The organism is Pseudomonas sp. R5-89-07, assembly GCF_003851685.1.
Taxonomy (GTDB): Bacteria; Pseudomonadota; Gammaproteobacteria; order Pseudomonadales; family Pseudomonadaceae; genus Aquipseudomonas.
On record NZ_CP027727.1, the window covers coordinates 311,155 to 333,263 of the forward strand.

Genomic DNA, 22,109 nt, shown 5'->3' on the forward strand with positions numbered 1-22,109 from the left:
CAAGAGGCAGCCTATTGACCCTCGAAATCGAAAAAACACGATAAGCCGGTAAAAAAAAGCCCGGCAGTAAACAGTAACGATCTGACGTTGCCCTGCACGAAGGCGCCGCATTATAACCAGCGTTCTGCCCTTGGGGGCTACTGCGCCAGAGGTTGTTGGGCGGGGCTTGGCTGGCGGTAGACGAAAAATCTGCTAACAATGCACACGGTGCGTATAACGGCAGCTAGGCCATAATGCGCGCCGAGATAAGAGGAGCATCTAATGAGCAGCACTGCACAAACTGCTGAAGGCGAAAAAATTCTCATCGTTGATGACGATCCGGGGCTGAGCAGCCTGCTGGAGCGCTTCTTCAACTCCAAAGGCTATCGGGCGCGCGCGGTGCCGAACACCGAGCAGATGGACCGCCTGCTGGGCCGTGAAGTGTTCAATCTGGTCGTGCTTGACCTGATGCTGCCCGGCGAAGACGGCCTGACCGCCTGCAAGCGTCTGCGCGGCGCGAACAACCAGATCCCGATCATCATGCTCACCGCCAAGGGCGATGAGCTGAGTCGCATCAAGGGCCTCGAACTGGGCGCTGATGACTACCTGGCCAAGCCGTTCAACCCTGACGAATTGATGGCGCGGGTCAAGGCCGTACTGCGTCGCCAGGCACCTTCGGTACCGGGCGCGCCGGGCAGCGAAGACGAAAGCGTGACCTTTGGCGACTACGAGTTGTCCCTGGCAACCCGCGAGCTCAAGCGTGGCGACGAAGTGCACATGCTCACCACCGGCGAATTCGCAGTGCTCAAGGCCCTGGTGATGAATGCTCGCCAGCCGCTGACCCGCGACAAGCTGATGAACCTGGCCCGTGGCCGAGAATGGGACGCCCTGGAGCGCTCCATCGACGTGCAGATCTCCCGATTGCGCCGGATGATCGAGCCGGACCCGTCCAAGCCGCGGTATATCCAGACGGTGTGGGGTGTGGGTTATGTGTTTGTGCCGGATGGCACCGCAACCAAGTGACCGATGATTTGCAGGGGCGGGCATCCGGCGTTTGATTCCATGGGGATCGACGGGGTGTCCGGCGTCTGCAATTCTGCGAGCGCCGCTCGTTCCTGCAAGGTGTCTAGCTGTCTCCTATGAAAACCCCGCTGTGGTTCCCGCAAAGTTTCTTCTCCCGCACCCTTTGGCTGGTGCTGATCGTCGTTCTGTTTTCGAAAGCCCTCACGCTGGTTTATCTGTTGATGAACGAGGACGTGCTGGTGGATCGGCAGTACAGCCATGGTGTCGCCTTGACGTTGCGTGCCTACTGGGCCGTAGATCCCGAGAACCGTGAAAAGGTAGCCAAGGCCTCAACGCTGATCCGGGTTGATGGTGCCGGCGTGCCTGAGGGCGAGCAGCATTGGCCCTACAGTGAGATCTACCAGCGCCAGATGCAGGCGGAGCTGGGCGAGGACACCGAAGTGCGGCTGCGCATGCATGTTTCGCCTGCGCTGTGGGTGAGGGCGCCAAGTCTGGGCGATGCCTGGATCAAGGTTCCGCTGTATCCGCACCCGTTGCGCGGGCAGAAAATCTGGAACGTATTGGGCTGGTTCCTTGCCATCGGCCTGCTTTCGACGGCGTCGGCGTGGATCTTCGTGCGCCAGCTCAATCAGCCGCTCAAACGCCTGGTGTTCGCAGCCCGCCAGTTGGGCCAGGGCCGCAGTGTGCGCCTGCCGGTCAGCGATACGCCCAGTGAGATGACCGAGGTGTACGGCGCATTCAACCAGATGGCGGAGGATGTCGAGCAGGCCGGGCGCGAGCGCGAGCTGATGCTGGCGGGGGTGTCCCATGACCTGCGCACGCCGTTGACGCGCTTGCGCTTGTCCCTGGAGTTGATGGGCGACCATACCGACCTCACCGATGACATGGTGCGCGACATCGAGGATATGGACGCGATTCTCGACCAGTTCCTGGCGTTCATCCGTGACGGGCGTGATGAAGTCGTGGAGGAGGTAGACCTGACTGATCTGGTCCGTGAAGTGGTCGCGCCCTATAACCAGAGCGGCGAGCAGGTGCGCATGCGCCTGGAACCGATCCAGCCGTTTGCTTTACGCAGGGTGTCGATGAAGCGCCTGCTCAACAACCTGATCGGCAATGCTTTGCATCATGCCGGTTCGGATGTGGAAGTGGCGGCCTACGTGTCCGGCGACAGCGCTGCGCCCTATGTGGTGCTGAGCGTGATGGACCGTGGTACTGGTATCGACCCGGCTGAACTGGAAGCCATTTTCAACCCGTTCACCCGTGGCGACCGCGCCCGGGGCGGTAAAGGTACCGGTTTGGGGCTGGCGATCGTGCGGCGGATTGCGTCGATGCATGGCGGCAATGTTGAGCTGCGCAACCGTGAAGAGGGCGGCCTGGAAGCACGGGTGCGCTTGCCGCTCGGGTTGATGTTGCCCAGGGATGCGGTATAGGAACAGCGGCAAGCTTCAAGCTTGAAGCCGCAAGAGAAAGGCAGGCAGCTTTTGCTCTTTCTTGCAGCTTATAGCTTGAAGCTGACAGCTGCGCCCCTAGCCCTTGCCCTTGGTGCGAGTCATGTTCGGCCCGCCATTCTTTTCCAGATGCTGAATGATGATTCCCGCCACATCCTTGCCGGTGGTGGTCTCGATCCCCTCCAGGCCCGGCGATGAGTTCACCTCCATCACCAACGGCCCATGGTTGGAGCGCAGAATATCCACGCCGGCCACGGCCAGCCCCATGACCTTGGCCGCACGCAGTGCGGTCATGCGCTCCTCCGGGGTGATCTTGATCAGGCTGGCGCTGCCGCCACGGTGCAGGTTGGAGCGGAACTCACCCGGCTTGGCCTGGCGCTTCATCGCGGCAATGACCTTGTCGCCCACCACGAAGCAGCGGATATCCGCACCGCCCGCTTCCTTGATGTACTCCTGCACCATGATGTTCTGCTTGAGGCCCATGAACGCCTCGATCACCGACTCCGCTGCCGTTGCGGTTTCGCACAACACCACGCCGATGCCCTGGGTGCCTTCCAGCACCTTGATCACCAGCGGCGCGCCATTGACCATTTCGATCAGGTCGGGGATGTCATCCGGGGAGTGGGCAAAGCCGGTGACTGGCAGGCCAATACCCCGGCGCGACAGCAGCTGCAGGGAGCGCAGCTTGTCTCGCGAGCGTGCGATGGCCACGGATTCGTTCAGCGGGAAGACCCCCATCATCTCGAACTGGCGCAGCACCGCGCAGCCGTAGAACGTCACCGAGGCGCCGATGCGCGGGATCACCGCATCAAAACCTTCCAACGGCTTGCCACGGTAGTGGATCTGCGGCTTGTGGCTGGCAATATTCATATAGGCCCGCAACGTATCGATCACCACCATTTCATGGCCACGCTCAGTGCCGGCCTCGACCAGGCGACGGGTGGAATACAGACGCGGGTTTCGCGACAGCACAGCAATCTTCATGCAGCACCTGGGGCAGAAATAGTGGAGACCGGGAACACCGGCTTGTCTTGAACGTACTTGACGCCTGGGCTGACCACCAACTGGCCGTCAACCAGCGCCTTGGAGCCCAGCAGCAGGCGATAGCGCATGGCTTTGCGGCAAGCGAGGGTGAATTCCACCCGCCATACCCGATCACCCAGCGCCAGGGTGGTGCTGATCACATAGCGCACCTGCGCATGGCCGTTGGAGCTCTTGATGGTTTTCATCGTTACCAGGGGCGCTTCGCAGCGGCGGTGGCGCAGTTGCACCACGCTGCCCAGGTGCGCGGTAAACCGCACCCACTTCTCGCCATCACGCTCGAACGGCTCGATGTCGGTGGCGTGCAAGCTCGAGGTGCTGGCACCGGTGTCGATCTTGGCGCGCAGGCCAGCCACTCCCAAGTCGGGAAGCGCCACCCATTCACGCAGACCCACAACGGTCAAATGGTCAAATGTCTTCAATATGGGTACCGGTCAATGTGCCCAGGCGTGAGGGGAAACCTTGGCCAGGGCATTGAATGCAGGCTTGGCGAACCAGTAACCCTGCATCAGAAATATTCCACAGTCGGAGAGGAAATCCCGCTCGCCGGCACTTTCGATGCCCTCGGCGATGACAGTAACCCCCAACTGCTCACAGATTGTGACAACCCCCCGGACGATCACCTGTCGGACACGGTCTTGATCGACATCGCGAATCAGCGCCATGTCGAGTTTGATCAGATCAGGTTGGAAATCGGCCAGCAGATTCAGCCCCGAATAGCCCGCGCCGAAATCGTCGATGGCGGTCTTGAAGCCGAAGTCGCGGTATTCACGCAGAATATTCGTCAAATGGCGATAGTTATCTACGTGCTCGCTTTCCAGGGTCTCGAAAATCAGGCGATCCAGCGGAAAGTTGTGCGCGCGGGCCGCTTCCAGGGTGCTGCGGATACACAGTTCCGGACGGTATACCGCGTTGGGCATGAAGTTGATGGACAGGTGAGTCTGCATGCCCAGGGCGGCAGCGCCGGCAATTGCCTGGGTGCGGCAGCGCTGGTCGAAGCGGTAGCGATTGGTTGCGTTGACGTTGGCCAGCACTGACAACGCGCCTTCACCCTGGGTGCCGCGCACCAAGGCTTCGTTGGCGAATATCGATTGGTCGCGCAGGTCTACGATAGGCTGGTAGGCGAAAGCAAAATCGAACCCAAGAGGCTCGCTTTGCTGGCAACCCACGCAACGCTGGTTGGGCGAGGTGAGTGAAAGGGGAAAGTCGGTCACGGCGTATCCTCGCGAAAACAGAGTGCTACCTGGCGTATCTTAGGTGAGCCTTGGGGTTTATGCGTCGAAGCGCATCAACAGTAAGGTTGCGACATTTTTCAGAGCGAGGAATTCAAGTGGCTCAAAAACACGAAGAGGAAGAAAAGGTCCGTTTGGACAAGTGGTTGTGGGCCGCGCGGTTCTACAAAACCCGTGCCCTGGCCAAAGCCGCCATTGAGAGCGGCAAAGTGCACCATCGCGGTGAGCGCTGCAAGCCGGGGAAGGAGCCGCGTGTCGGCGACGAGTTTCAGATTCGTACAGGGTTCGATGAAAAGACCGTCGTGGTTCAAGCGCTTTCTGCCGTACGCCGTGGTGCGCCTGAAGCGCAGACGCTGTATGCGGAGACCGAAGCCAGCATTGCCAAGCGCGAGAACGCGGCGGCGATGCGCAAGGCGGGGGCTTCGGGTTTGACCACCGACGGCAAGCCGAGCAAGAAGCAGCGGCGTGATTTGTTCAAGTTTCGCGGCAGTGGCAATGACGATTGATTACGCCAGTCTCCAGTACAAAGAAGATCAAAATGTGGGAGGGGGTTTGCCCCCGATAGCGCTGGATCAGTCAGCTTATATGTAGCTGACTTACCGCAATCGGGAGCAAGCCCCCCCCCACATTTAGCCTGCGGTGTTAAGGGTTTGTGCGCATCACACTCAGTCGCCCGATTACCGGCAATCTGCCGAGCAACCCGAAGACCGGCGCTGTTACTCGCAACAGCAACCCCGACACCTTCGCCGCAAACGGTGTGTAATAACCCCAGCCCAATGCCAACAGCGCCAGCAAGACCCCGCCGATGTAATCGTCCTGCCCCCAATGCGCGCCTGCTACCAGGCGCGGCATCATGAACAGCAGCGCCAGGCCCCAAATCACCAGCGCCTGGCCGATGCGCTTGGTGAAGACGGTCATGAACATCGCCCAGATCAACAAAACCGAAGCATGATCACCAGGGAAGCTCTGGCTCGAACGGTCTTTCAATTCCCAGGTTTTCTCCAGCCCAGGGAAAAAATCACTCATCTGAACCGCGCCACCGATCACCATGGACGGGCTGCTGTGCTGCCAACCCATCTGCGCCGCGAGCTTGGAAAACAGCATGCGGATAAACAGCAGCAACAGGAGAATGCCGAGGAAGCCAAAAAACGCCTGGCGCACCTGCACGGCCTTGAAGACCCAGTCGCCGCGTATCAACAGTGCCAGCAGAATTATCCCGACAACGGCATCAAACGGCCGCAGGCTCGCCACGGCCCATACATGCAACCAGGTGGAGCTGCTCGCCAGCGGGTCATTGAGCAGATGGAACAGCCACTCGTCGAAAATCACACACAGCATCTGGCCCGTGGGCCACAGCCAAAAACACAGCAGCCCGATGGCGAGTAGATTGCAAAGAGCCCATCGCCGGAGGTTCCAGTTCGCTTGGAACAAACCCGGATTGTTCATAAACTGTTCCTCATCGCTCTATTAACTCCTTGTTTCAGGAGAAACCGCACCAATATGGTGCTAAAGCGTTTAATTTTATAAACGTTGTAATCATTTTGTCATCACTTCAGATACCCAGACCTATGACTGATCTACCGGATACCGACTTCACCCAACGCTTTATCTTTGACGAGAACGACGCCCGCGGCGAACTGGTTTCGTTGGAGCTCAGCTATGCCGAAGTCCTGGCCAAACACGCGTATCCAGAGCCGGTCGCGCAATTGCTCGGTGAGTTGATGGCGGCGGCTGCGCTGCTGGTGGGCACGATGAAATTCGATGGCTTGCTGATCCTGCAGGCGCGTTCCGAAGGTCCGATCCCGATGCTGATGATCGAGTGTTCCAGCGAGCGTGAAATTCGTGGCCTGGCCCGTTATGACGTCGAGCGGATTACACCGGACGCCACATTTTCCGAGCTGATGGCCGATGGCGTGTTGGCGATTACCGTTGACCCCACTGAGGGCCAGCGCTACCAGGGTATCGTTGACCTCGACGGTGAGACCTTGGCGGACTGCTTTACCAACTATTTCGTAATGTCCCAGCAAGTCGGCACCAAGTTCTGGCTCAATGCTGACGGCAAGCGCGCGCGCGGCCTGTTGTTGCAGCAATTGCCGGCCGACCGAATCAAGGATGAGGATGAACGCACTGATAGCTGGCGCAAGCTGACCGCCCTGGCTGGCACCTTGACCGCTGAAGAATTGCTGGCCCTGAACAACGAGACCATTTTGCACCGCTTGTACCACGAAGAAGCCGTGCGCCTGTTCGACGAACAGTCCCTGCGCTTCAATTGCAGCTGCTCCCGCGAGCGCTCAGCTAACGCCCTGGTGAGCCTGGGCCTGGAGGATGCGCAAAATCTGGTGGTGGAACACGGCGGTCATATCGAGATCGATTGCCAGTTCTGTAACGAGCGTTATCTGTTCGATGCTGCCGATGTCGCTCAATTATTCGCCGGCGCAGGCATTGACACCCCTTCCGACACCCGCCACTAAAACGTTTAAGCACAGGTAAATCACCTGACAAATGCCGAGATAGCGCTGTTCTGACGGGAGGGCCCTACTCTTTTTGGGCTTTTCTGGCATAATCCGGGCCACTTTTTTCGCGGTAGTAGTGCGCAACTTTCTACTACAAAACGTTTGGAGCACTCGGCCATAGGCCGACGGGGAACCTCATGACGCAAGCCAATAACGCCGTATACACCGATCTGAGTGTTGACGATCTGGTCAAAGAAGCCCTGCAGCGCGGTGAAGGCGTGCTTGCCGATACTGGCGCGCTGGTCGTAGAAACCGGTCACCGCACCGGTCGTTCGCCGGTCGATCGTTTCATCGTTGAAGAGCCGACCACCCAGGCCGCAATCGCCTGGGGCCCGATCAACCGCAAGTTCCCGGCCGACAAGTTCGATGCCCTCTGGGCTCGCGTCGAGGCTTTCAACAACGCGCAGGAACACTTCGTTTCCCACGTTCACGTAGGGGCTGCCGAAGACCACTACCTGGCCGTGAAAATGACCACCCAGACTGCCTGGCAGAACCTGTTCGGTCGTTGCCTGTTCATCAACCCGGCCCAGTACAACCCGGCCGGTCGTGAAGAGTGGCAAGTGCTCAACGTGGCCAACTTCGAGTGCGTGCCAGAGCGTGACGGCACCAACTCCGACGGTTGCGTGATCCTCAACTTCGCCCAGAAAAAAGTGCTGATCGCCGGCATGCGTTACGCCGGTGAAATGAAGAAAGCCATGTTCTCGGTGCAGAACTTCCTGCTGCCGGCCGCCGACGTGTTGCCGATGCACTGCGCCGCCAACATTGGTGAAGCAGGCGATGTAACCCTGTTCTTCGGCCTGTCCGGCACCGGCAAGACCACCCTGTCCGCCGACGAAAGCCGTTACCTGATCGGTGACGACGAGCACGGTTGGGGCGAAGGCGTGGTGTTCAATATCGAAGGCGGTTGCTATGCCAAGTGCATCGACCTGTCCGAGAAGAACGAGCCGGTTATCTGGAAAGCCATCAAGCACGGCGCCGTGCTGGAAAACGTCGTTATCGACGAGGCCAAGCATGCCGACTACGCCGATGTCAGCCTGACCCAGAACAGCCGCGCCGCCTACCCGCTGGAGCACGTCGCCAAACGTTCCGAGAAGAACCTGGGCGGCGAACCCAACGCGGTGATCTTCCTGACCTGCGACCTGACCGGCGTACTGCCGCCCGTGTCGATCCTCAGCGAAGAACAAGCGGCCTACCACTTCCTGTCCGGCTACACCGCCCTGGTGGGTTCGACCGAAATGGGCTCGGGCAGCGGCATCAAGTCGACCTTCTCCACCTGCTTCGGCGCACCGTTCTTCCCGCGCCCTGCCGGTGAATACGCTGAGCTGTTGATCAAGCGCATCCGCGGCTTCGGCTCCAAGGTTTACCTGGTCAACACCGGCTGGACCGGCGGCGGCTACGGCGTCGGCAAACGCTTCAACATTCCGACCACTCGCGGCGTGATCGCAGCGATCCAGAGCGGCGCGTTGATCGGTGCCGAAACCGAACACCTGGACACCATCAACCTCGACGTGCCATTGGCTGTACCGGGCGTTGAGACCGGCCTGTTGAACCCACGTAACACCTGGGCTGACAAGGCTGCCTACGATGAAGCGGCGAAGGCGTTGGCCGGGCTGTTCATCGAGAACTTCAAGAAGTTTGAAGTGAGCGATGCGATCAAGGCTGCGGGTCCTAAGTTGTAAGATTCAATTGCAGTGAAAAAGCCGCCTCCAGTAGGCGGCTTTTTTGTGTGCGGTGTCCGGCTTTGCTCAGGGTGAAAACCATGGACAGCCCGTTATACAGCTCGCCGGATTTGCGCAGAGCTAATGTGGGAGGGGGCTTGCCCCCGATTGCGGTTTTAAGGCCAAAAATTCGCTGGCTGACACACTGCTATCGGGGACAAGCCCCCTCCCACATTTGAACCTCAGCGTTCTTCAGGTCAGCTCAGGTTTTCCAGCGTCTGCGTGTCCCAGCTGTGGGTCTTGATCGCCAGGTAGAGCATGCCGATGGTCAGCGGGACCTTGTCGCCACGGCCCTTGGCCCTGCGTTTGAGAAACACATCAAACACTGGCGGGCTGAAGTAACGATAAGTGTCGAAGTCGCCCAGGTCGAGAGCGAACTCCTGCTCCAGCGCTTCCATGAGTTGCTTGGCCTCACTGCCGTCACAGCCCAGGTCGAAATTGAGTGAGGTTTGCAGGCGGATGGTCTTGTGTTTTGGCAGGCCGATTTCTTCGTGCAGCAGTTGCAGGAGTTGCTGCATGACCGGGTCTTCGGGGAAGTTGTGGGCGAGGTTCATGGTGGGCGCGCGCTGGAGTGGGTGACGGGGCTGGTTGCGTTGGAGGCGGTATTTTTTTCGAGTGATGAATAGCGCCAAGCCTATCAAGAATACAAAGACAGGTAGAAGAGGCATGCTAAGGATCACCGCTAAGTAGGGCAGTAGGAATGTCAAAATACGGGTGTCTACCGAGAAAGTTGAGGCCGCGCTATTTTCATTCAGCTACGGGTAACTTCTGTAGAGGGTTAAGCGGGTATTTGGAGCAGTTTGGGATGGGGATGTCGTAGTGTTTGGCGATTTCCTACACCCGTTTCCGGCGTCTGCGCATCAGCGTGAGGTGTTGCGGTACTTGGCAAGCACGGCTTCGCGGGTCGGCATCGGCTTGTCGACGTCGGCCGGTTGGGTCTAGAACCCCTCCAGGTGCAGGCTGGCCAGGTAGTTGGAACGGCGGATCTTGTAGTAGTGATCCTGTTTTTGCTCAAACGTCAGTTCGCTCATCGCAGCGTCCTCCTGGGTAGCAAGGCTTGATTGTAGCGCAATGCGTCTTCGGGTAGGCGTGATAAAAACCACGTCACATTTTGTATAAATACTCCGCCAGCAGGCTGAATTCAGCGTATGTTTCACCGCAAAATATTGTAGGGCGATTCCGCCCACTACTTAAAGGGAGTTAAGCATGGGTTTGCTTCGTGTCGCGTCGGCGATGTCATTGTGTGCGGTGGCTTTTTCTGTCCAGGCCGAGCAGTTGCCGATCGAGGTGCTGAGTGCGGTGGTCAAGGACCAGAAAATCGCCGACGCCGAGGTGCTGCTGCAACGCAACGGTGCGCAGAACGTGGTGGGCCGCACCAACGCTCAAGGGCAGGTGACGCTGACCAGCGAGGCGGCTGACGACGCCAGCAATCTTTTGATCATCAAAAAACCGGGGTATTCCAACCTGGTGGTGAAGTGCCCGTGCAAGGGCATGACCTACGCTATCAGCCCGGTAATGGAAAACCTTGACGGCCTGCGCGTGGTGTTGACCTGGGGCCAGACACCGGACGATCTTGACTCCCATATGATCTTCCCCGGCAACAATATCTACTTCGAGAACAAGACCGGCACCGACGCCGAGCTGGACGTGGATGACACCGACAGCTACGGCCCGGAAACCATCACCCTGCAGAAGAAGCACTATGGCGAAAGCTACGTTTACGCCGTGCATGACTACAGCAACGGCGGCAAGCCAGGTTCGCGACAGTTATCCAACAGTGAAGCCAAGGTGTTCGTGTACATGGGCCAATCGCTGGTGCGCACCTACTACGTGCCGAAAAACCGCAGCGGTAACCTGTGGACCGTGTTCCGCATGACCGGCAGTGGCGACTTCCAGGACATCAACACCTTCAGCGGCGTGACCGTGAATGCCGCAAATGTGCTGAACGAAGTCAAGCCGTTGCTGGATGACAGCGTTGCCGTCACCGCAGTGGTTGTCACCTCTTCCGCACAGGCTGATGCGAAGCGTCTGAACCTGCAGGGTGAAGCGGCCTACCAAGCTGGTAATCTGGATCAGGCGATTGAGCTGTTCCGTCAGGCCATTGAGCTGGATAACGGCTTCGGTAAAGCTTACGGCAACCTCGGCCTGGCGTATCAAAAGGCTGGCAGCACGGCCGAGTCGATCTGGGCCAACCGCAAAGCTATCGCCTTGGCCACGGGCGCCAATGCAGCAACCGTACGTGCGGGTGCCTACTACAACATTGCGCGGATCTACGAAGCGGCAGGGCAGTTTGCCGATGCGCTGCGTCACTACCAGTTGGCCAAGGAGCAGAAGGCCAATCCGGTGTATGACACGGCGATTGAGCGAGTGCGCAATCGCTGATCAGCAGCGACAAGCCTTCCTCCGACAACGCGCCCCAGTGGCGCGTTGTTTTTGTTTGGGTGATGGCTACAGGCGGGAGGCTGCATCCAGGTCCATCAGCCCCCGGCCATAGGCTTCGCTGTTGGCGTAGATGCCTGTTCGATTCGCTGTACTGAGCAGACGCTCACGAATTTGTTGCGGCGTCATTTCCGGAAAGCGGCTTTGCAAGGCCGCCAGGGCGCCACTGACCAAGGCGGCGGCCGGCGACGTGCCAGCGGTTGGTCCGTAGCTGCCGTCCTTGTTGGTGGTCAGTAGCCCTGCGCCACCGTCGCCCCCTGGCACCGCGATGCACCAGCGCGCGGCCAGACCGCAATAGTTGGATTTGAGATTGATCGCCGTGCCGTCGTTCTTGAGTGCCATGACGGCTATCCAGCCCTTCTCCAGCTCCGGCACCAACGCAGGCAGGCCAGGCTCGGCCAGCGGCTCACGCTTGACCTCGTTACCCGTTGAAAAAACAAACACGGCGCCTTCGGCCACCAGTTTTTTCGCCATGCCCAACGACTCACCCATCAGGCGTTCATAGATGGGAACCTCGTTGGTGTTGGCTTCGATGGGATTAGCCCATGAGTTGCTGAAAATGCGTGCGCCCTTGGTATAAGCGAGGTCCCAGGCCTGGGCTATTTCACTGTCAAAGTAGAACGGCTCTTTGTCATCACCGAATCGCATGGGGATCAGCTGGGCGTTGAAGGCAATGCCATGGATCCCCTGGTCATTCTTGTTTGCGGCGAGAATACCGGCCATCTGAGTGCCGTGGCCTTTAACATCGATGACGCCAGGCTGGTGTCGCACGAAGTCATAACCCGGGTCGTAGACGCGCCCGTAGAACTCGGGCAATTCAAGGTTGAGGCCTGAGTCGATCAGCGCAACCCTCACTCCCTGACCGGTGCCTCCCCGTGCGTAGAGCGAGGACGCCTTGACGATAGGCAGGGCTTTTTGCGCAAGGTATTCGGAGGATTCAAAGGGGCGGGTGTCCGGTTCGGCGGGCATCGGGGCGGGAGTGGACATGCAGCCCAGCAGCCACATGGGCAATGTGAACAAGATAAGGTGGTGCAGTGAGAACAGCGGCTTGGTGGGGTGGAATACTGGCATTCTCGACTCCTTGTCGGGGAAGGTGATCAAGCGTGCTACTGTCTGCGTTTTTGCGCGGGCTTGCTGGTTTTCTCTGTATCAGTTTGTAGCGTTTATCCCTGACCTATTCGCGATCGCTGATCTATGTTTTTTATTCTTTCAGCGGTCAATGGAGTGACAGCCTATGCACGACACCCTCCAGCAGGTCTTTGGTTATCCACAGTTTCGTTTGGGCCAGGAAGAAACGGTCAGCGCCGTGTTGGCCGGTCGTTCGGCGGCCGCTATTTTCCCCACCGGGTCGGGCAAGTCTCTGTGTTATCAGCTGTCAGCCGTACTGCTGCCGCACCTGACGCTGGTGGTGTCGCCGCTGTTGGCGCTGATGCAGGACCAACTGAGTTTCTTGCAGCGTCACGGCATCTCGGCGGGCAGTATCGATTCGGCTCAGAGCCGCGAGGACGCCAATGACGTGATGGCTCGCGCACGTTCGGGCGAATTGAAAATCCTGATGATTTCCGTGGAGCGTTTGAAAAACGAGCGTTTTCGCAACTTCCTACAAAGTGTGCAGATCTCGCTGTTGGTGGTGGATGAAGCGCACTGCATTTCCGAATGGGGCCACAACTTCCGTCCAGACTATCTGAAGCTGCCCGACTATCAGCGTCAGTTCCAGATCCCACAAGCGCTGCTGCTGACGGCTACGGCCACGCCCAAAGTGATTGCCGATATGCAGGCCAAATTTGCCATTGCGCCGCAGGATGTGATTACCACGGGCTTTTACCGGCCCAACCTCAACTTGCTGGTGGAACCGGTGAGTGGTGCTGACAAACGCCAGCGTCTCGTGCAATGGATGAGTGAGCGAGCCAACCAACCGAGCATCGTCTACGTCACCTTGCAAAAAACCGCCGAGCAGATCGCCGAGCACCTGAACCGCAACGGCATCCAGGCTGAGGCGTATCACGCCGGTTTGCCCCACGACAAACGCCAGGGCATCCAGCAGCGTTTCATGGGTGGGCGCTCCAATTGCATCGTTGCCACTATCGCGTTTGGCATGGGCATCGACAAAAGTGATATCCGTAACGTCGTACACTTCGACCTGCCCAAATCCATCGAAAACTATAGCCAGGAAATCGGCCGCGCCGGTCGTGACGGGCAGCCCTCCGACTGTCTGGTACTGGCCAATCGCGACAGTCTCAACGTGCTGGAAAACTTCGTGTACGGCGATACGCCAGAGCAGCAGGGCATTCGCCGCGTACTGGAAGAATTGCAGGCGGCGCGAGGCGAGGGGCAGTGGGAGTTCCTGCTGAGGTCGCTGTCGGACCACAGCAATATCCGTGAGTTGCCGCTCAAGACGCTGCTGGTGCAACTGGAACTCAAGGGTGTGATCGCGCCGCGCTACGCGTTCTATGCCGAGTACCGCTTCAAGTACCTGATCGAACCCGATGCCCTGCTGGCACGGTTTTCCGGAGAGCGGCAACAGTTTGTCGCGGCAATCATCCAGGTGTGCAAGCGTGCCAAGACCTGGGCGACCGTGGATTTCGATGCGCTCTACCAGCAGCAGAACGCCGAGCGCAGTCGTGTGGTGAAGGCTTTGGATTACTTCCAGGAGCAGGGCCTGATCGAACTGGAAAGCAAGCAGATGACCGAGGTCTACAGCTTGCTGAACACCGATTTCGACCCGCAGGTGTTGAGCGCCGAGTTATACACAGGCTTCAAGCAGCACGAGATGACGGAAGTGGCGCGGATTCACGCCATGCTCGACCTGTTCGCCACCGAGCAGTGCCTGGGGCAGCGCCTGGCGCGCTATTTCGGCGATGAAAATGCCCCCTTGCGCTGCGGGCATTGCTCGGTATGCCATGGGCAGGTTGCGCATCTGCCGGCGCCGCCGAGTTTGCCGGCGCTTGTGGATAAAAACTTCATGGGACTGTGCGGTGATTTTATCCACAGGCATTATGAGCACACCGGGCAATTGCCAGGGGCCGAACGGCTCACGCGCTTTCTGGGTGGGATCAGCGTGCCGCTGTTCACCAAGCTGAAGGCGCGAGGTATTCCCGGTTTCGCTGCGCTGGAGGATTACCCCTACACCGAGGTTTGTGAGTGGGCGGAAGTCCATTTGAATGACCTGTAAATTCTTTTCATAAGAGGTATTCATGCCTGACTCAGTGCCACAACGTGCCGAATACGCTCACTTCCAGACGATCATTACGCGCTGGCACGACAATGATGTGTATGGCCATGTGAACAACGTCACCTACTACAGCTTCTTCGACACGGCGGTGAATACCTACCTGATCGAACAGGGCGGGTTGGATATTCATGACGGGGCGGTGGTCGGGTTTGTAGTGAGCTCGGCCTGTGATTACTTCGCGTCGATTGCCTTTCCCGAACGCATTGAAATCGGCCTGCGGGTGGGCAAGTTGGGCAACAGTTCGGTGCAGTATGAGCTGGCGGTGTTCAAGGCGGGGGAAGACGAGGCCTGTGCGGCAGGGCGCTTTGTGCATGTGTTTGTGGACAGAGGGTCGAACCAGCCCGTGCCGATTCCCGGACAGCTTCGCGAAGCATTGCAGCGGTTGGTGATTTGACTGCGCACGAGAAGCAGCAGCCCAAAGTAACCTGTGGCGAGGGAGCTTGCTCCCGTTGGACTGCGCAGCAGTCCCATCGTTTGGGGCCGCTTCGCGGCCCTACGGGGAGCAAGCTCCCTCGCCACAGGTTCGGTGTTCGCCGTTAGCTGACTGGCATTATGGCCAGCCTGGCTACCACATTGCTGTGTTCAACAGCTCGCGTATATCAGTCGCGGTAACGATGCTTGTTCTTGCGATGCCCATAGGCATGGCCGCGGCCTGGGTGGCCATCGCGGTAGTAGCGACGGTCATCACGGTCACGCCCACGATAACGACGGTCATCGTCATCGCTCTTGTTGCCCATGTAGTTGCCCAGTGCGCCACCTGCGCCACCGCCGGCCGCTGAGCCGATCAGTGCGCCAGTGCTGCCGCCGACACTGCGGCCAACCACGTTGCCGCCGGCTGCGCCCAGTGCGCCGCCAATGGCTGCTTCGCCACGGCTGCGCTTGTCGGCGCCGACTGCACTACCGCCCGCGCCACCCAGCGCTGCGCCGATGGTCGAACCGGTGTTGCCGCCCAACTGCTGGCCGACAACCGAGCCTAGAACCCCGCCCAATGCGCCGCCCACACCGGCTTCGGTGGTGCCACCGGCCATGGCTGCGCCACTGACCAGGCCCAGGGACAACAAGAGAATCGAGGAGAACTTCATTCAGGGAAACCTCAAGGGGATGACGGCGCGATCCTGAGGTTGTATCGAGGCGCTGACAATCGAAATCCGACCGGCGGCAGGGGTTGTATACAATTTGCTAAGTTACTGTTTTGTATGGGGAACTTAAGTTGTTTTTACGGGTCTTTAGCTACTTCGGGACGGCCGCTTTTAGGTAAAAGCGGCCTTTTTTGTGCCTGCAGAATGTCTAGTGATAATGCGGGCCTCTTCGCGGGCAAGCCCGCTCCCACATTTTAAATGCGTTTCAAATGTGGGAGCCGCGGCAGTTCAGCAGACATAAGTCAGGCCGAGCGCGCCATGATCAATCCATTGTCACTCGCCGCTTCCAGACGAATCGCGACGAACTTCGACGTCGGCGTATGGCTACCGTCGCCGGTGCTTTCCAAGGGCACCAGAGGGTTCACTTCCGGATAGTAAGCAGCGGCCTGTCCAGCCGGAATATCGAACGCCAACAGAGTAAAGCCTTTGACGCGCCGCTCACGGCCGTCTTCCCACAGCGACACAATATCCGCCTTCTGCCCCGGCTTGAAGCCCAGGCGGATGATGTCGGCTTCATTGACGAACAGCACATCCCGTTGCCCTTTGACCCCGCGATAACGGTCGTCCAGGCCATAGATCGTGGTGTTGTACTGATCGTGGGAACGCATCGACTGCATGATCAGGTCCGGCACACGGCCTGTGGCGTGTGTGCGTTCGTGGATCAAGTCTTTGGGCAACACGTTCGGACGGAAGTTGGCGCGCCCCGACGGGGTGTTCCAGCGGCGCGCACCGGCGGAATTGCCTAGATAGAAGCCGCCGGGGTGTTTGATCTTCTCGTTGAAGTCCTTGAAGCCAGGAATGGTGTCGGCGATCAGGTCGCGGATGCGTCCGTAGTCGGCGATCAACCAGTTCCAATCCACGGGTTTGCTGCCCAGGGTCGCCGCGGCGATGCCCGCAAGGATTGCAGGCTCGGATTTCATCAGCGACGACAGCGGTTGCAGCTGGCCGTTGGAGCCGTGGACCATGCTGAACGAGTCTTCCACCGTCACGGCTTGCGGGCCGTCGGCCTGGATATCGATGTCGGTACGGCCCAGGCACGGCAGGATCAATGCATCTTTACCGTGCATCAGGTGGCTGCGGTTGAGCTTGGTGCTGATCTGCACGGTCAGGTCGCAGTTACGCAACGCTTCGAAGGTGCGGGTACTGTCCGGCGTGGCTTGGGCGAAGTTGCCGCCCAGGCCGATAAATACCTTGGAGCGGCCTTCGAGCATGGCGTGGATGGCTTCGACCACGTTGTGCCCATTGGTACGCGGCACCTGGAATTGGAAGCGGCGCTCCAGTGAGTCGAGGAACGCCACCGGTGGGCGTTCGTTGATACCCATGGTGCGGTCGCCCTGCACGTTACTGTGGCCGCGCACCGGACACAGGCCTGCACCTGGGCGGCCGATATTGCCGCGCAGCAGCATCAGGTTGGCGATTTCCTGGATGGTCGGCACCGAATGACGGTGTTGAGTGATGCCCATCGCCCAGCACATGATCACGTTCTTGCCTTTGGCGTACATGCGCGCGGCTTGTTCGATCTCCACCAGCGTCAGGCCGGACTGCTCGACGATTTCGTCCCACGAGGTGTCGTCGATCTGGCCCAGATAGTCCAGTACGTTAACGGTGTGTTCGTTGAGGAAGTCGTGATCGAACACTGCTTCCTTGCCTTCGGCCAGGGCCTGACGCTCCCACAGCAGCAGGAACTTGGCCATGCCGCGCAGGATGGCCATGTCGCCGCCCAGCGCCGGGCGAAAGTACGCGGTGTTGGTTGGCTTGTCGCCGTTGGTGAGCATTTCCAGCGGATGTTGCGGGTGCTGGAAGCGTTCCAGGCCACGTTCTTTCAGAGGGTTGATACACACCACCTGAGCGCCGCGCTTCACGGCTTCGCGCAGCGGCTCGAGCATGCGCGGGTGGTTGGTACCGGGGTTCTGGCCCCAGACGAAAATCGCGTCGGCATGTTCGAAGTCATCAAAGGTTACGGTGCCTTTGCCCACGCCCACACTCTGCGCCAGGGCCACGCCGCTGGCTTCGTGGCACATGTTCGAGCAGTCCGGGAAGTTGTTGGTGCCGTAGGCGCGCACGAACAGTTGATACAGGTACGCAGCTTCGTTGCTGGCGCGACCCGAGGTGTAGAACTCGGCCATGTCCGGGCTGGGCAGGGCATTGAGGTGCTTGCCGATCAGGTCGAACGCGGCTTCCCAACTGATGGACTGATAGCGGTCGGTCTCGGCGTTGTAGCGCATGGGCTCGGTGAGGCGGCCCTGGTACTCCAACCAGTAGTCGCTTTGTTCCAGCAGCGCGGTGACGCTGTGCTTGGCGAAGAACGCGGCGTCCACGCGGCGTTTGGTGGCTTCCCAGTTGACCGCCTTGGCGCCGTTTTCGCAGAACTTGACCATGCCGCTTTCCGGCGAGTCGCCCCAGGCGCAGCCCGGGCAGTCAAAGCCGCCGTTCTGGTTGGTCTTGAGCATCATGCGCAGGTTTTTCAGCGCGTTGTCGCTGGTCAGCCAGGCTTGCGCCACGCTGATCAACGCACCCCAGCCGCCTGCCGGGCCTTTGTAGGGCTTGTAGCGCGGGGTTGGGGTTTGGTCGGCTTGGTGGTGAAGGCTCATGGCTGGTACTCCATCGCAGGGCTGTAGACCCGCGGCGCGCTTTTCTGCGGCAGGTGGATGAGATTGAGGTTATGCCGACGTGCCCATTGCAGGGCAAGGCCGGTAGGCGACGACAGGCTGACCAGGGTCTGGATGCCTGCACGCAGGACTTTCTGGATCAATTCGAGGCTGCAGCGGCTGGTGACAATTGCCACGCCTCCGTCGGTCGGAATCTTTTGGCGGATCAGTGCGCCAATCAATTTATCCAGGGCGTTATGCCGGCCGATGTCTTCCCGGCCCATCACTAATTCGCCCTGGTCGTTCATGAACACCGCCGCATGCACCGCGCCGCTGTGTTGGCCCAAGGGCTGGAATGCACCGATGCGCTGGCGCAGGCCATCGAGCCATTCGGCGGGTGGCAAGGGTGCGCCGGGCAGCACCTGAAGGTCAGGCAACGCCTGCTCTACAGCCTCGACACCGCACAGGCCGCAGCCGCTGGTGCCCGCCAATTGGCGGCGCTGTTGCTTGAGGTTCCAGAATGCGCGGCTGGAAATTTGTACTTGCGCATACTGGGCGGAGCCTGAACCGCTGAGCTTCAGATCATAGATGTCGCTAACGTCGGTGATAATGCCGCTGCCCAGGCTGAAGCCGACGATGAAGTCTTCCAGGTCGGTCGGCGTCACCAGCATGACTGCCTGGCTGATGTCGTTATAGGCAATCGCCAACGCCACCTCTTCGGCCAGCGCAGTGCTGCCGACGTCGGTGTGTTCGAGGTTGCTGTATTGATAGCTGTGGCTGGCGGCGGGCGCGGGCGTTTCAAGGGCGGGCGCCGCGCAGGTTGGGCGCTTGGCGTTCATGGGGCAGTTACCACCGGCGGATTGATCAGTGTTCAGACTAGGCGCGACAAAGGGTCGCGTCTAATTGCCAGTATTGATCTATTGATAGATGGCGTCGATCAAGGTCCGGTTTTACGAAGTCAGGGGGTGCCGGAACCCAAATCCCTGGGACTGGTCTAGTCTTGGGCATCAGGAACTTAAACCCAAGGAGAGCGCACTATGAGTATTTTCAGCTTTATCAAAGAGGCCGGCGAAAAGATTGTCGACCTGTTGACGCCGGGTAACGCTAACGCGAGTGAGCAGTTGAAGGAGCATGTGAGCAAGGTGGGCCTGGGTAATCCAAACGTGCAGACCACGGTGGATGGCGACAAGGTCACTGTGACCGGTGAAGTGGCCACGCAGGAAGAGAAAGAGAAAATTCTGCTGGCATTGGGCAACATCGCCGGTGTGGCAAGCGTGGATGACCAGATCACCGTAACCGGCCCGGCAGTTACCGCTGCGCGTTTCGTTGTGGTGAAAAAGGGCGATACCCTCAGCGCGATTTCCCTGGCTGTGTACGGTAACGCCAACCAGTACAACAAGATTTTCGAAGCGAACAAGCCGCTGTTGTCGCACCCGGACAAAATCTACCCAGGCCAGACCCTGCGTATCCCTGAGTAATCCTCAGAACGAAATGTGGGGGGGCTTGCCCCCGATAGCGCTGGTCCAGTCGCTGATACTTGGCTGATCACCGCTATCGGGAGCAAGACCCCTCCCACGTGGGTTTAGAGTCCGGCAATGAGCTCTCGGTAATCCTCGACTGCCGCAAATTCAGCCGTGTCTTTCGGGCCCTTCTTACTGTCCGGCTCTTTCACTGCGAGCAAATGCCCCACACCGAAATCCCTGGCACTGCGCAGGATCGGCAAGGTGTCGTCGATAAACAGGCTACGGGCCGGGTCGAAGTGGATATCCGCTTGCAGCGCTTCCCAGAACTGCCGGTTTTCCTTGGGGAAACCGTAATCGTGGGAGCTGATCAGTTGCTCGAAGTACGGCGCCAACTCGATGCGCTCCAATTTCAATGACAAAGAATCACGATGTGCATTGGTGATCAGGATCACGCGCTTGCCGGCCTGTTTGATCGCCGCCAGAAAAGTATCGGCGTCCGGGCGCAGGGCGATCAGGTGGGCGGTCTCCAGCTTGAGTTCGCGCACCGGGATCTTCAGTTCGGTGCTCCAGAAATCCAGGCAATACCATTGCAGCTGTCCGGCGTTACGCTCGAACAGGGGCTGCAGTTCCATTTGCGCCATGGCGAGGCTCACGCCGTGCAGCTCGGCGTAGCGTTGCGGCAGGTGCTCCATCCAGAAGTGGTTGTCGTAGTGCAGGTCGAGCAAGGTGCCGTCCATGTCCAGCAGGACGGTGTCGATGGCGTGCCAGGGCAAAGAGGGCATGGGGCGTTCTCATGTAAGTAAAGATATCCGACACAGACAATCGGAAAAGCCACGGTATAGTAACCCGATCACGCCAAGGAGCCGTTTATGCGCCAGAAACCCACCGTCCTCGCCCGCGAAATAGTCGCCAGTAGCCGTTTGTTCCGCGTGGAGGAGGTGCAATTGCGCTTTTCCAATGGCGTTGAACGTACCTACGAGCGCCTGGTGGGCCGTGGTGCCGGTTACGGCGCAGTGATGATTGTCGCGATGATCGATGAAGACCATGCGTTGCTGGTGGAAGAGTACTGCGGTGGTACCGACGAGTATGAGTTGTCCTTGCCTAAAGGCTTGATCGAGCCCGGCGAGGATGTGCTGGCGGCGGCCGATCGCGAACTCAAGGAGGAAGCCGGCTATGGCGCACGCCAGTTGGAACACATCACCGAGCTTTCGCTGTCTCCCGGCTATATGAGCCAGAAAATCCAGGTGGTGCTGGCCACCGAGCTTTATGAAGAACGCCTGGAAGGCGATGAGCCCGAGCCCATGCGCGTGGAGCGGGTCAACTTGCGTGAGCTGTCGGCATTGGCGCAAAACGAACAGTTCAGTGAGGGCCGGGCGCTGGCCGCGCTGTATCTGGTGCGGGACCTGCTGACCCAGCGTGGAGTGTTTACCTTATGAGCGAACTGTTTCTGGGCCACCCCTTTATCGCGCCTGTCATTGAGTTGGCTCGCCAGGCAGGTGAAGTCATCCTGCCTTACTGGCGTGCCGATGTAGCGGTGACCTCCAAAGCGGATGATTCGCCAGTGACGGCCGCCGATCTGGCCGCACATCATCTGATTCTCGCTGGCCTTACTGCGCTGGACCCGAGCATTGCGGTGCTGTCTGAAGAAGACGCCGATATCGACCAGAGCGTGCGTGCCGGGTGGCAGCGTTGGTGGCTGGTGGACCCGCTGGATGGCACCAAGGAATTCATTGCCGGCAGTGAAGAATTCACTGTCAATATTGCCTTGATCGAACAGGGTCGCGTGGTGTTCGGCGTGGTGTCGATGCCCACCAGTGGACGTTGCTACTTCGGCGGAGCGGGCCTGGGGGCTTGGCGTTCGGATGTGAATGCCGCGCCCAGGCAGATCCAGGTGCGCCAGACCCCGGCAGCGGGTGAAGCCTTTACTGTGGTTGCCAGCCGCCGTCATACCAGCCCGGAGCAAGAGCGTTTGCTGGAGGGGCTGAGCCAGGGCTTGGGCGAGCTGAAACTGGCGAATATTGGCAGTTCCTTGAAATTCTGCCTGTTGGCCGAGGGCAGTGCCGATTGCTATCCGCGCCTGGCGCCGACCTCGCAGTGGGATACTGCGGCGGCGCAGGGTGTGCTGGAAGGGGCGGGAGGCGCGGTGCTGGAGTTGAACGGCAAGCCGTTCAGCTACCCGGCGCGGGAATCGTTGCTGAACCCGTACTTTCTGGCATTGCCGGCGAAGGCGGCGTGGCGTGAACGGTTGTTGAGCCTGGCCAGGTCTTAAGACCACAGCAAAACAAAATGTGGGA

21 protein-coding genes and 1 pseudogene are annotated in these 22,109 nt (G+C 59.4%); 11 read left to right on the top strand and 11 right to left on the bottom strand.

Annotation, left to right across the window (positions count from 1 at the left end):
• Positions 1 to 261: 261 nt before the first annotated feature.
• Both ompR and C4J94_RS01340 read left to right on the top strand, forming a co-directional pair.
• Complete coding sequence (gene ompR / locus C4J94_RS01335; RefSeq protein ID WP_003236035.1) at positions 262 to 1,002, top strand: two-component system response regulator OmpR; 741 nt, start codon at positions 262 to 264, stop codon at positions 1,000 to 1,002.
• 116 nt (positions 1,003 to 1,118) lie between these two features.
• Positions 1,119 to 2,432, top strand: coding sequence for an ATP-binding protein (locus C4J94_RS01340; RefSeq protein WP_124384654.1), 1,314 nt, complete (start codon positions 1,119 to 1,121; stop codon positions 2,430 to 2,432).
• Positions 2,433 to 2,528: 96 nt separating this feature from the next.
• On the opposite strand, the gene rimK is transcribed toward C4J94_RS01340, so the two are convergent.
• From rimK to C4J94_RS01355, 3 genes are read right to left on the bottom strand one after another with little or no spacing between them, the layout of a single operon-like run.
• Positions 2,529 to 3,434, bottom strand: a complete 906-nt coding sequence (gene rimK / locus C4J94_RS01345) for a 30S ribosomal protein S6--L-glutamate ligase (protein ID WP_003171022.1) — start codon at positions 3,432 to 3,434, stop codon at positions 2,529 to 2,531.
• Positions 3,431 to 3,895, bottom strand: coding sequence for an ATP-dependent zinc protease (locus C4J94_RS01350; RefSeq protein ID WP_372240885.1), 465 nt, complete (start codon positions 3,893 to 3,895; stop codon positions 3,431 to 3,433). The genes rimK and C4J94_RS01350 overlap by 4 nt, the downstream gene beginning before the upstream one ends.
• Positions 3,896 to 3,925: 30 nt before the next feature.
• The gene (locus C4J94_RS01355) at positions 3,926 to 4,705 is read right to left on the bottom strand and encodes an EAL domain-containing protein (RefSeq protein WP_124384656.1); all 780 of its coding nucleotides are present in this window, start codon (positions 4,703 to 4,705) and stop codon (positions 3,926 to 3,928) included.
• Positions 4,706 to 4,821: 116 nt separating this feature from the next.
• Between C4J94_RS01355 and C4J94_RS01360 the strand changes: the two genes are divergently transcribed.
• Positions 4,822 to 5,229 carry an RNA-binding S4 domain-containing protein gene (locus tag C4J94_RS01360; RefSeq protein WP_124384657.1) on the top strand — a complete coding sequence of 136 codons (408 nt, stop codon included), beginning with the start codon at positions 4,822 to 4,824 and terminating at the stop codon, positions 5,227 to 5,229.
• A gap of 136 nt (positions 5,230 to 5,365) precedes the next feature.
• On the opposite strand, the gene C4J94_RS01365 is transcribed toward C4J94_RS01360, so the two are convergent.
• Positions 5,366 to 6,169 (bottom strand): phosphatase PAP2 family protein, encoded by an 804-nt coding sequence (locus C4J94_RS01365; protein WP_124384658.1) that lies wholly within the window; start codon positions 6,167 to 6,169, stop codon positions 5,366 to 5,368.
• A 122-nt stretch (positions 6,170 to 6,291) separates the two neighbouring features.
• Between C4J94_RS01365 and hslO the strand changes: the two genes are divergently transcribed.
• Both hslO and C4J94_RS01375 read left to right on the top strand, forming a co-directional pair.
• Positions 6,292 to 7,194, top strand: coding sequence for an Hsp33 family molecular chaperone HslO (hslO, locus tag C4J94_RS01370; protein ID WP_124384659.1), 903 nt, complete (start codon positions 6,292 to 6,294; stop codon positions 7,192 to 7,194).
• A 179-nt stretch (positions 7,195 to 7,373) separates the two neighbouring features.
• The gene (locus C4J94_RS01375; RefSeq protein ID WP_124384660.1) at positions 7,374 to 8,915 is read left to right on the top strand and encodes a phosphoenolpyruvate carboxykinase; all 1,542 of its coding nucleotides are present in this window, start codon (positions 7,374 to 7,376) and stop codon (positions 8,913 to 8,915) included.
• Between the two features lie 236 nt (positions 8,916 to 9,151).
• Here the strand turns inward: C4J94_RS01375 and C4J94_RS01380 are convergent, their stop codons facing one another.
• Both C4J94_RS01380 and C4J94_RS01385 read right to left on the bottom strand, forming a co-directional pair.
• Positions 9,152 to 9,508 carry a DUF1493 family protein gene (locus C4J94_RS01380; protein WP_124384661.1) on the bottom strand — a complete coding sequence of 119 codons (357 nt, stop codon included), beginning with the start codon at positions 9,506 to 9,508 and terminating at the stop codon, positions 9,152 to 9,154.
• Between the two features lie 306 nt (positions 9,509 to 9,814).
• Positions 9,815 to 9,985, bottom strand: a pseudogene (locus C4J94_RS01385) (YhfG family protein).
• A gap of 175 nt (positions 9,986 to 10,160) precedes the next feature.
• On the opposite strand from C4J94_RS01385, the gene C4J94_RS01390 reads away from it, so the two are divergent.
• Positions 10,161 to 11,336, top strand: a complete 1,176-nt coding sequence (locus C4J94_RS01390) for a tetratricopeptide repeat protein (protein WP_124384662.1) — start codon at positions 10,161 to 10,163, stop codon at positions 11,334 to 11,336.
• Between the two features lie 66 nt (positions 11,337 to 11,402).
• Here C4J94_RS01390 and C4J94_RS01395 read toward each other — a convergent pair whose 3' ends face one another.
• Entirely contained in the window at positions 11,403 to 12,464 is a 1,062-nt protein-coding gene (locus C4J94_RS01395; RefSeq protein ID WP_124384663.1) for a S8 family peptidase, read from the bottom strand.
• A 163-nt stretch (positions 12,465 to 12,627) separates the two neighbouring features.
• Here C4J94_RS01395 and C4J94_RS01400 point away from each other — a divergent pair, with 163 nt between their 5' ends.
• Together C4J94_RS01400 and C4J94_RS01405 are read left to right on the top strand one after the other, a co-directional pair.
• Positions 12,628 to 14,565, top strand: a complete 1,938-nt coding sequence (locus C4J94_RS01400; RefSeq protein ID WP_124384664.1) for an ATP-dependent DNA helicase RecQ — start codon at positions 12,628 to 12,630, stop codon at positions 14,563 to 14,565.
• Positions 14,566 to 14,587: 22 nt separating this feature from the next.
• Positions 14,588 to 15,019 (top strand): thioesterase family protein, encoded by a 432-nt coding sequence (locus C4J94_RS01405; protein ID WP_124384665.1) that lies wholly within the window; start codon positions 14,588 to 14,590, stop codon positions 15,017 to 15,019.
• Between the two features lie 205 nt (positions 15,020 to 15,224).
• Here C4J94_RS01405 and C4J94_RS01410 read toward each other — a convergent pair whose 3' ends face one another.
• From C4J94_RS01410 to fdhD, 3 genes are all read right to left on the bottom strand, one after another.
• Positions 15,225 to 15,707 (bottom strand): glycine zipper domain-containing protein, encoded by a 483-nt coding sequence (locus tag C4J94_RS01410; RefSeq protein ID WP_124384666.1) that lies wholly within the window; start codon positions 15,705 to 15,707, stop codon positions 15,225 to 15,227.
• A gap of 299 nt (positions 15,708 to 16,006) precedes the next feature.
• Positions 16,007 to 18,355, bottom strand: coding sequence for an FdhF/YdeP family oxidoreductase (locus tag C4J94_RS01415; RefSeq protein ID WP_124384667.1), 2,349 nt, complete (start codon positions 18,353 to 18,355; stop codon positions 16,007 to 16,009).
• Complete coding sequence (gene fdhD, locus C4J94_RS01420; protein WP_124384668.1) at positions 18,352 to 19,191, bottom strand: formate dehydrogenase accessory sulfurtransferase FdhD; 840 nt, start codon at positions 19,189 to 19,191, stop codon at positions 18,352 to 18,354. The genes C4J94_RS01415 and fdhD overlap by 4 nt, the downstream gene beginning before the upstream one ends.
• Before the next feature lie 198 nt (positions 19,192 to 19,389).
• On the opposite strand from fdhD, the gene lysM reads away from it, so the two are divergent.
• Positions 19,390 to 19,830: a peptidoglycan-binding protein LysM gene (lysM, locus tag C4J94_RS01425; RefSeq protein WP_003187704.1), complete on the top strand. Its 441-nt coding sequence runs from the start codon at positions 19,390 to 19,392 to the stop codon at positions 19,828 to 19,830.
• A 104-nt stretch (positions 19,831 to 19,934) separates the two neighbouring features.
• Here the strand turns inward: lysM and yrfG are convergent, their stop codons facing one another.
• On the bottom strand, positions 19,935 to 20,597 hold the full coding sequence (gene yrfG / locus C4J94_RS01430; RefSeq protein WP_124384669.1) for a GMP/IMP nucleotidase: 663 nt from the start codon (positions 20,595 to 20,597) through the stop codon (positions 19,935 to 19,937).
• A gap of 87 nt (positions 20,598 to 20,684) precedes the next feature.
• Here yrfG and nudE point away from each other — a divergent pair, with 87 nt between their 5' ends.
• Complete coding sequence (gene nudE, locus C4J94_RS01435) at positions 20,685 to 21,251, top strand: ADP compounds hydrolase NudE (RefSeq protein ID WP_124360813.1); 567 nt, start codon at positions 20,685 to 20,687, stop codon at positions 21,249 to 21,251.
• Positions 21,248 to 22,084: a 3'(2'),5'-bisphosphate nucleotidase CysQ gene (cysQ, locus tag C4J94_RS01440; protein ID WP_124384670.1), complete on the top strand. Its 837-nt coding sequence runs from the start codon at positions 21,248 to 21,250 to the stop codon at positions 22,082 to 22,084. Before nudE ends, cysQ begins: the two co-directional genes overlap by 4 nt.
• Positions 22,085 to 22,109 lie beyond the last annotated feature (25 nt).

Bases quoted from the DNA above. Each gene is read 5' to 3' on its own strand.
- nudE (WP_124360813.1), top strand. From the start codon at position 20,685: ATGCGCCAGAAACCCACCGTCCTCGCCCGCGAAATAGTCGCCAGTAGC.
- cysQ (WP_124384670.1), top strand. From the start codon at position 21,248: ATGAGCGAACTGTTTCTGGGCCACCCCTTTATCGCGCCTGTCATTGAG.
- ompR (WP_003236035.1), top strand. From the start codon at position 262: ATGAGCAGCACTGCACAAACTGCTGAAGGCGAAAAAATTCTCATCGTT.
- C4J94_RS01340 (WP_124384654.1), top strand. From the start codon at position 1,119: ATGAAAACCCCGCTGTGGTTCCCGCAAAGTTTCTTCTCCCGCACCCTT.
- C4J94_RS01395 (WP_124384663.1), bottom strand. From the start codon at position 12,464: ATGCCAGTATTCCACCCCACCAAGCCGCTGTTCTCACTGCACCACCTT.
- C4J94_RS01375 (WP_124384660.1), top strand. From the start codon at position 7,374: ATGACGCAAGCCAATAACGCCGTATACACCGATCTGAGTGTTGACGAT.
- C4J94_RS01405 (WP_124384665.1), top strand. From the start codon at position 14,588: ATGCCTGACTCAGTGCCACAACGTGCCGAATACGCTCACTTCCAGACG.
- yrfG (WP_124384669.1), bottom strand. From the start codon at position 20,597: ATGCCCTCTTTGCCCTGGCACGCCATCGACACCGTCCTGCTGGACATG.
- lysM (WP_003187704.1), top strand. From the start codon at position 19,390: ATGAGTATTTTCAGCTTTATCAAAGAGGCCGGCGAAAAGATTGTCGAC.
- C4J94_RS01380 (WP_124384661.1), bottom strand. From the start codon at position 9,508: ATGAACCTCGCCCACAACTTCCCCGAAGACCCGGTCATGCAGCAACTC.
- C4J94_RS01415 (WP_124384667.1), bottom strand. From the start codon at position 18,355: ATGAGCCTTCACCACCAAGCCGACCAAACCCCAACCCCGCGCTACAAG.
- C4J94_RS01410 (WP_124384666.1), bottom strand. From the start codon at position 15,707: ATGAAGTTCTCCTCGATTCTCTTGTTGTCCCTGGGCCTGGTCAGTGGC.
- C4J94_RS01400 (WP_124384664.1), top strand. From the start codon at position 12,628: ATGCACGACACCCTCCAGCAGGTCTTTGGTTATCCACAGTTTCGTTTG.
- hslO (WP_124384659.1), top strand. From the start codon at position 6,292: ATGACTGATCTACCGGATACCGACTTCACCCAACGCTTTATCTTTGAC.
- fdhD (WP_124384668.1), bottom strand. From the start codon at position 19,191: ATGAACGCCAAGCGCCCAACCTGCGCGGCGCCCGCCCTTGAAACGCCC.
- C4J94_RS01390 (WP_124384662.1), top strand. From the start codon at position 10,161: ATGGGTTTGCTTCGTGTCGCGTCGGCGATGTCATTGTGTGCGGTGGCT.
- C4J94_RS01365 (WP_124384658.1), bottom strand. From the start codon at position 6,169: ATGAACAATCCGGGTTTGTTCCAAGCGAACTGGAACCTCCGGCGATGG.
- rimK (WP_003171022.1), bottom strand. From the start codon at position 3,434: ATGAAGATTGCTGTGCTGTCGCGAAACCCGCGTCTGTATTCCACCCGT.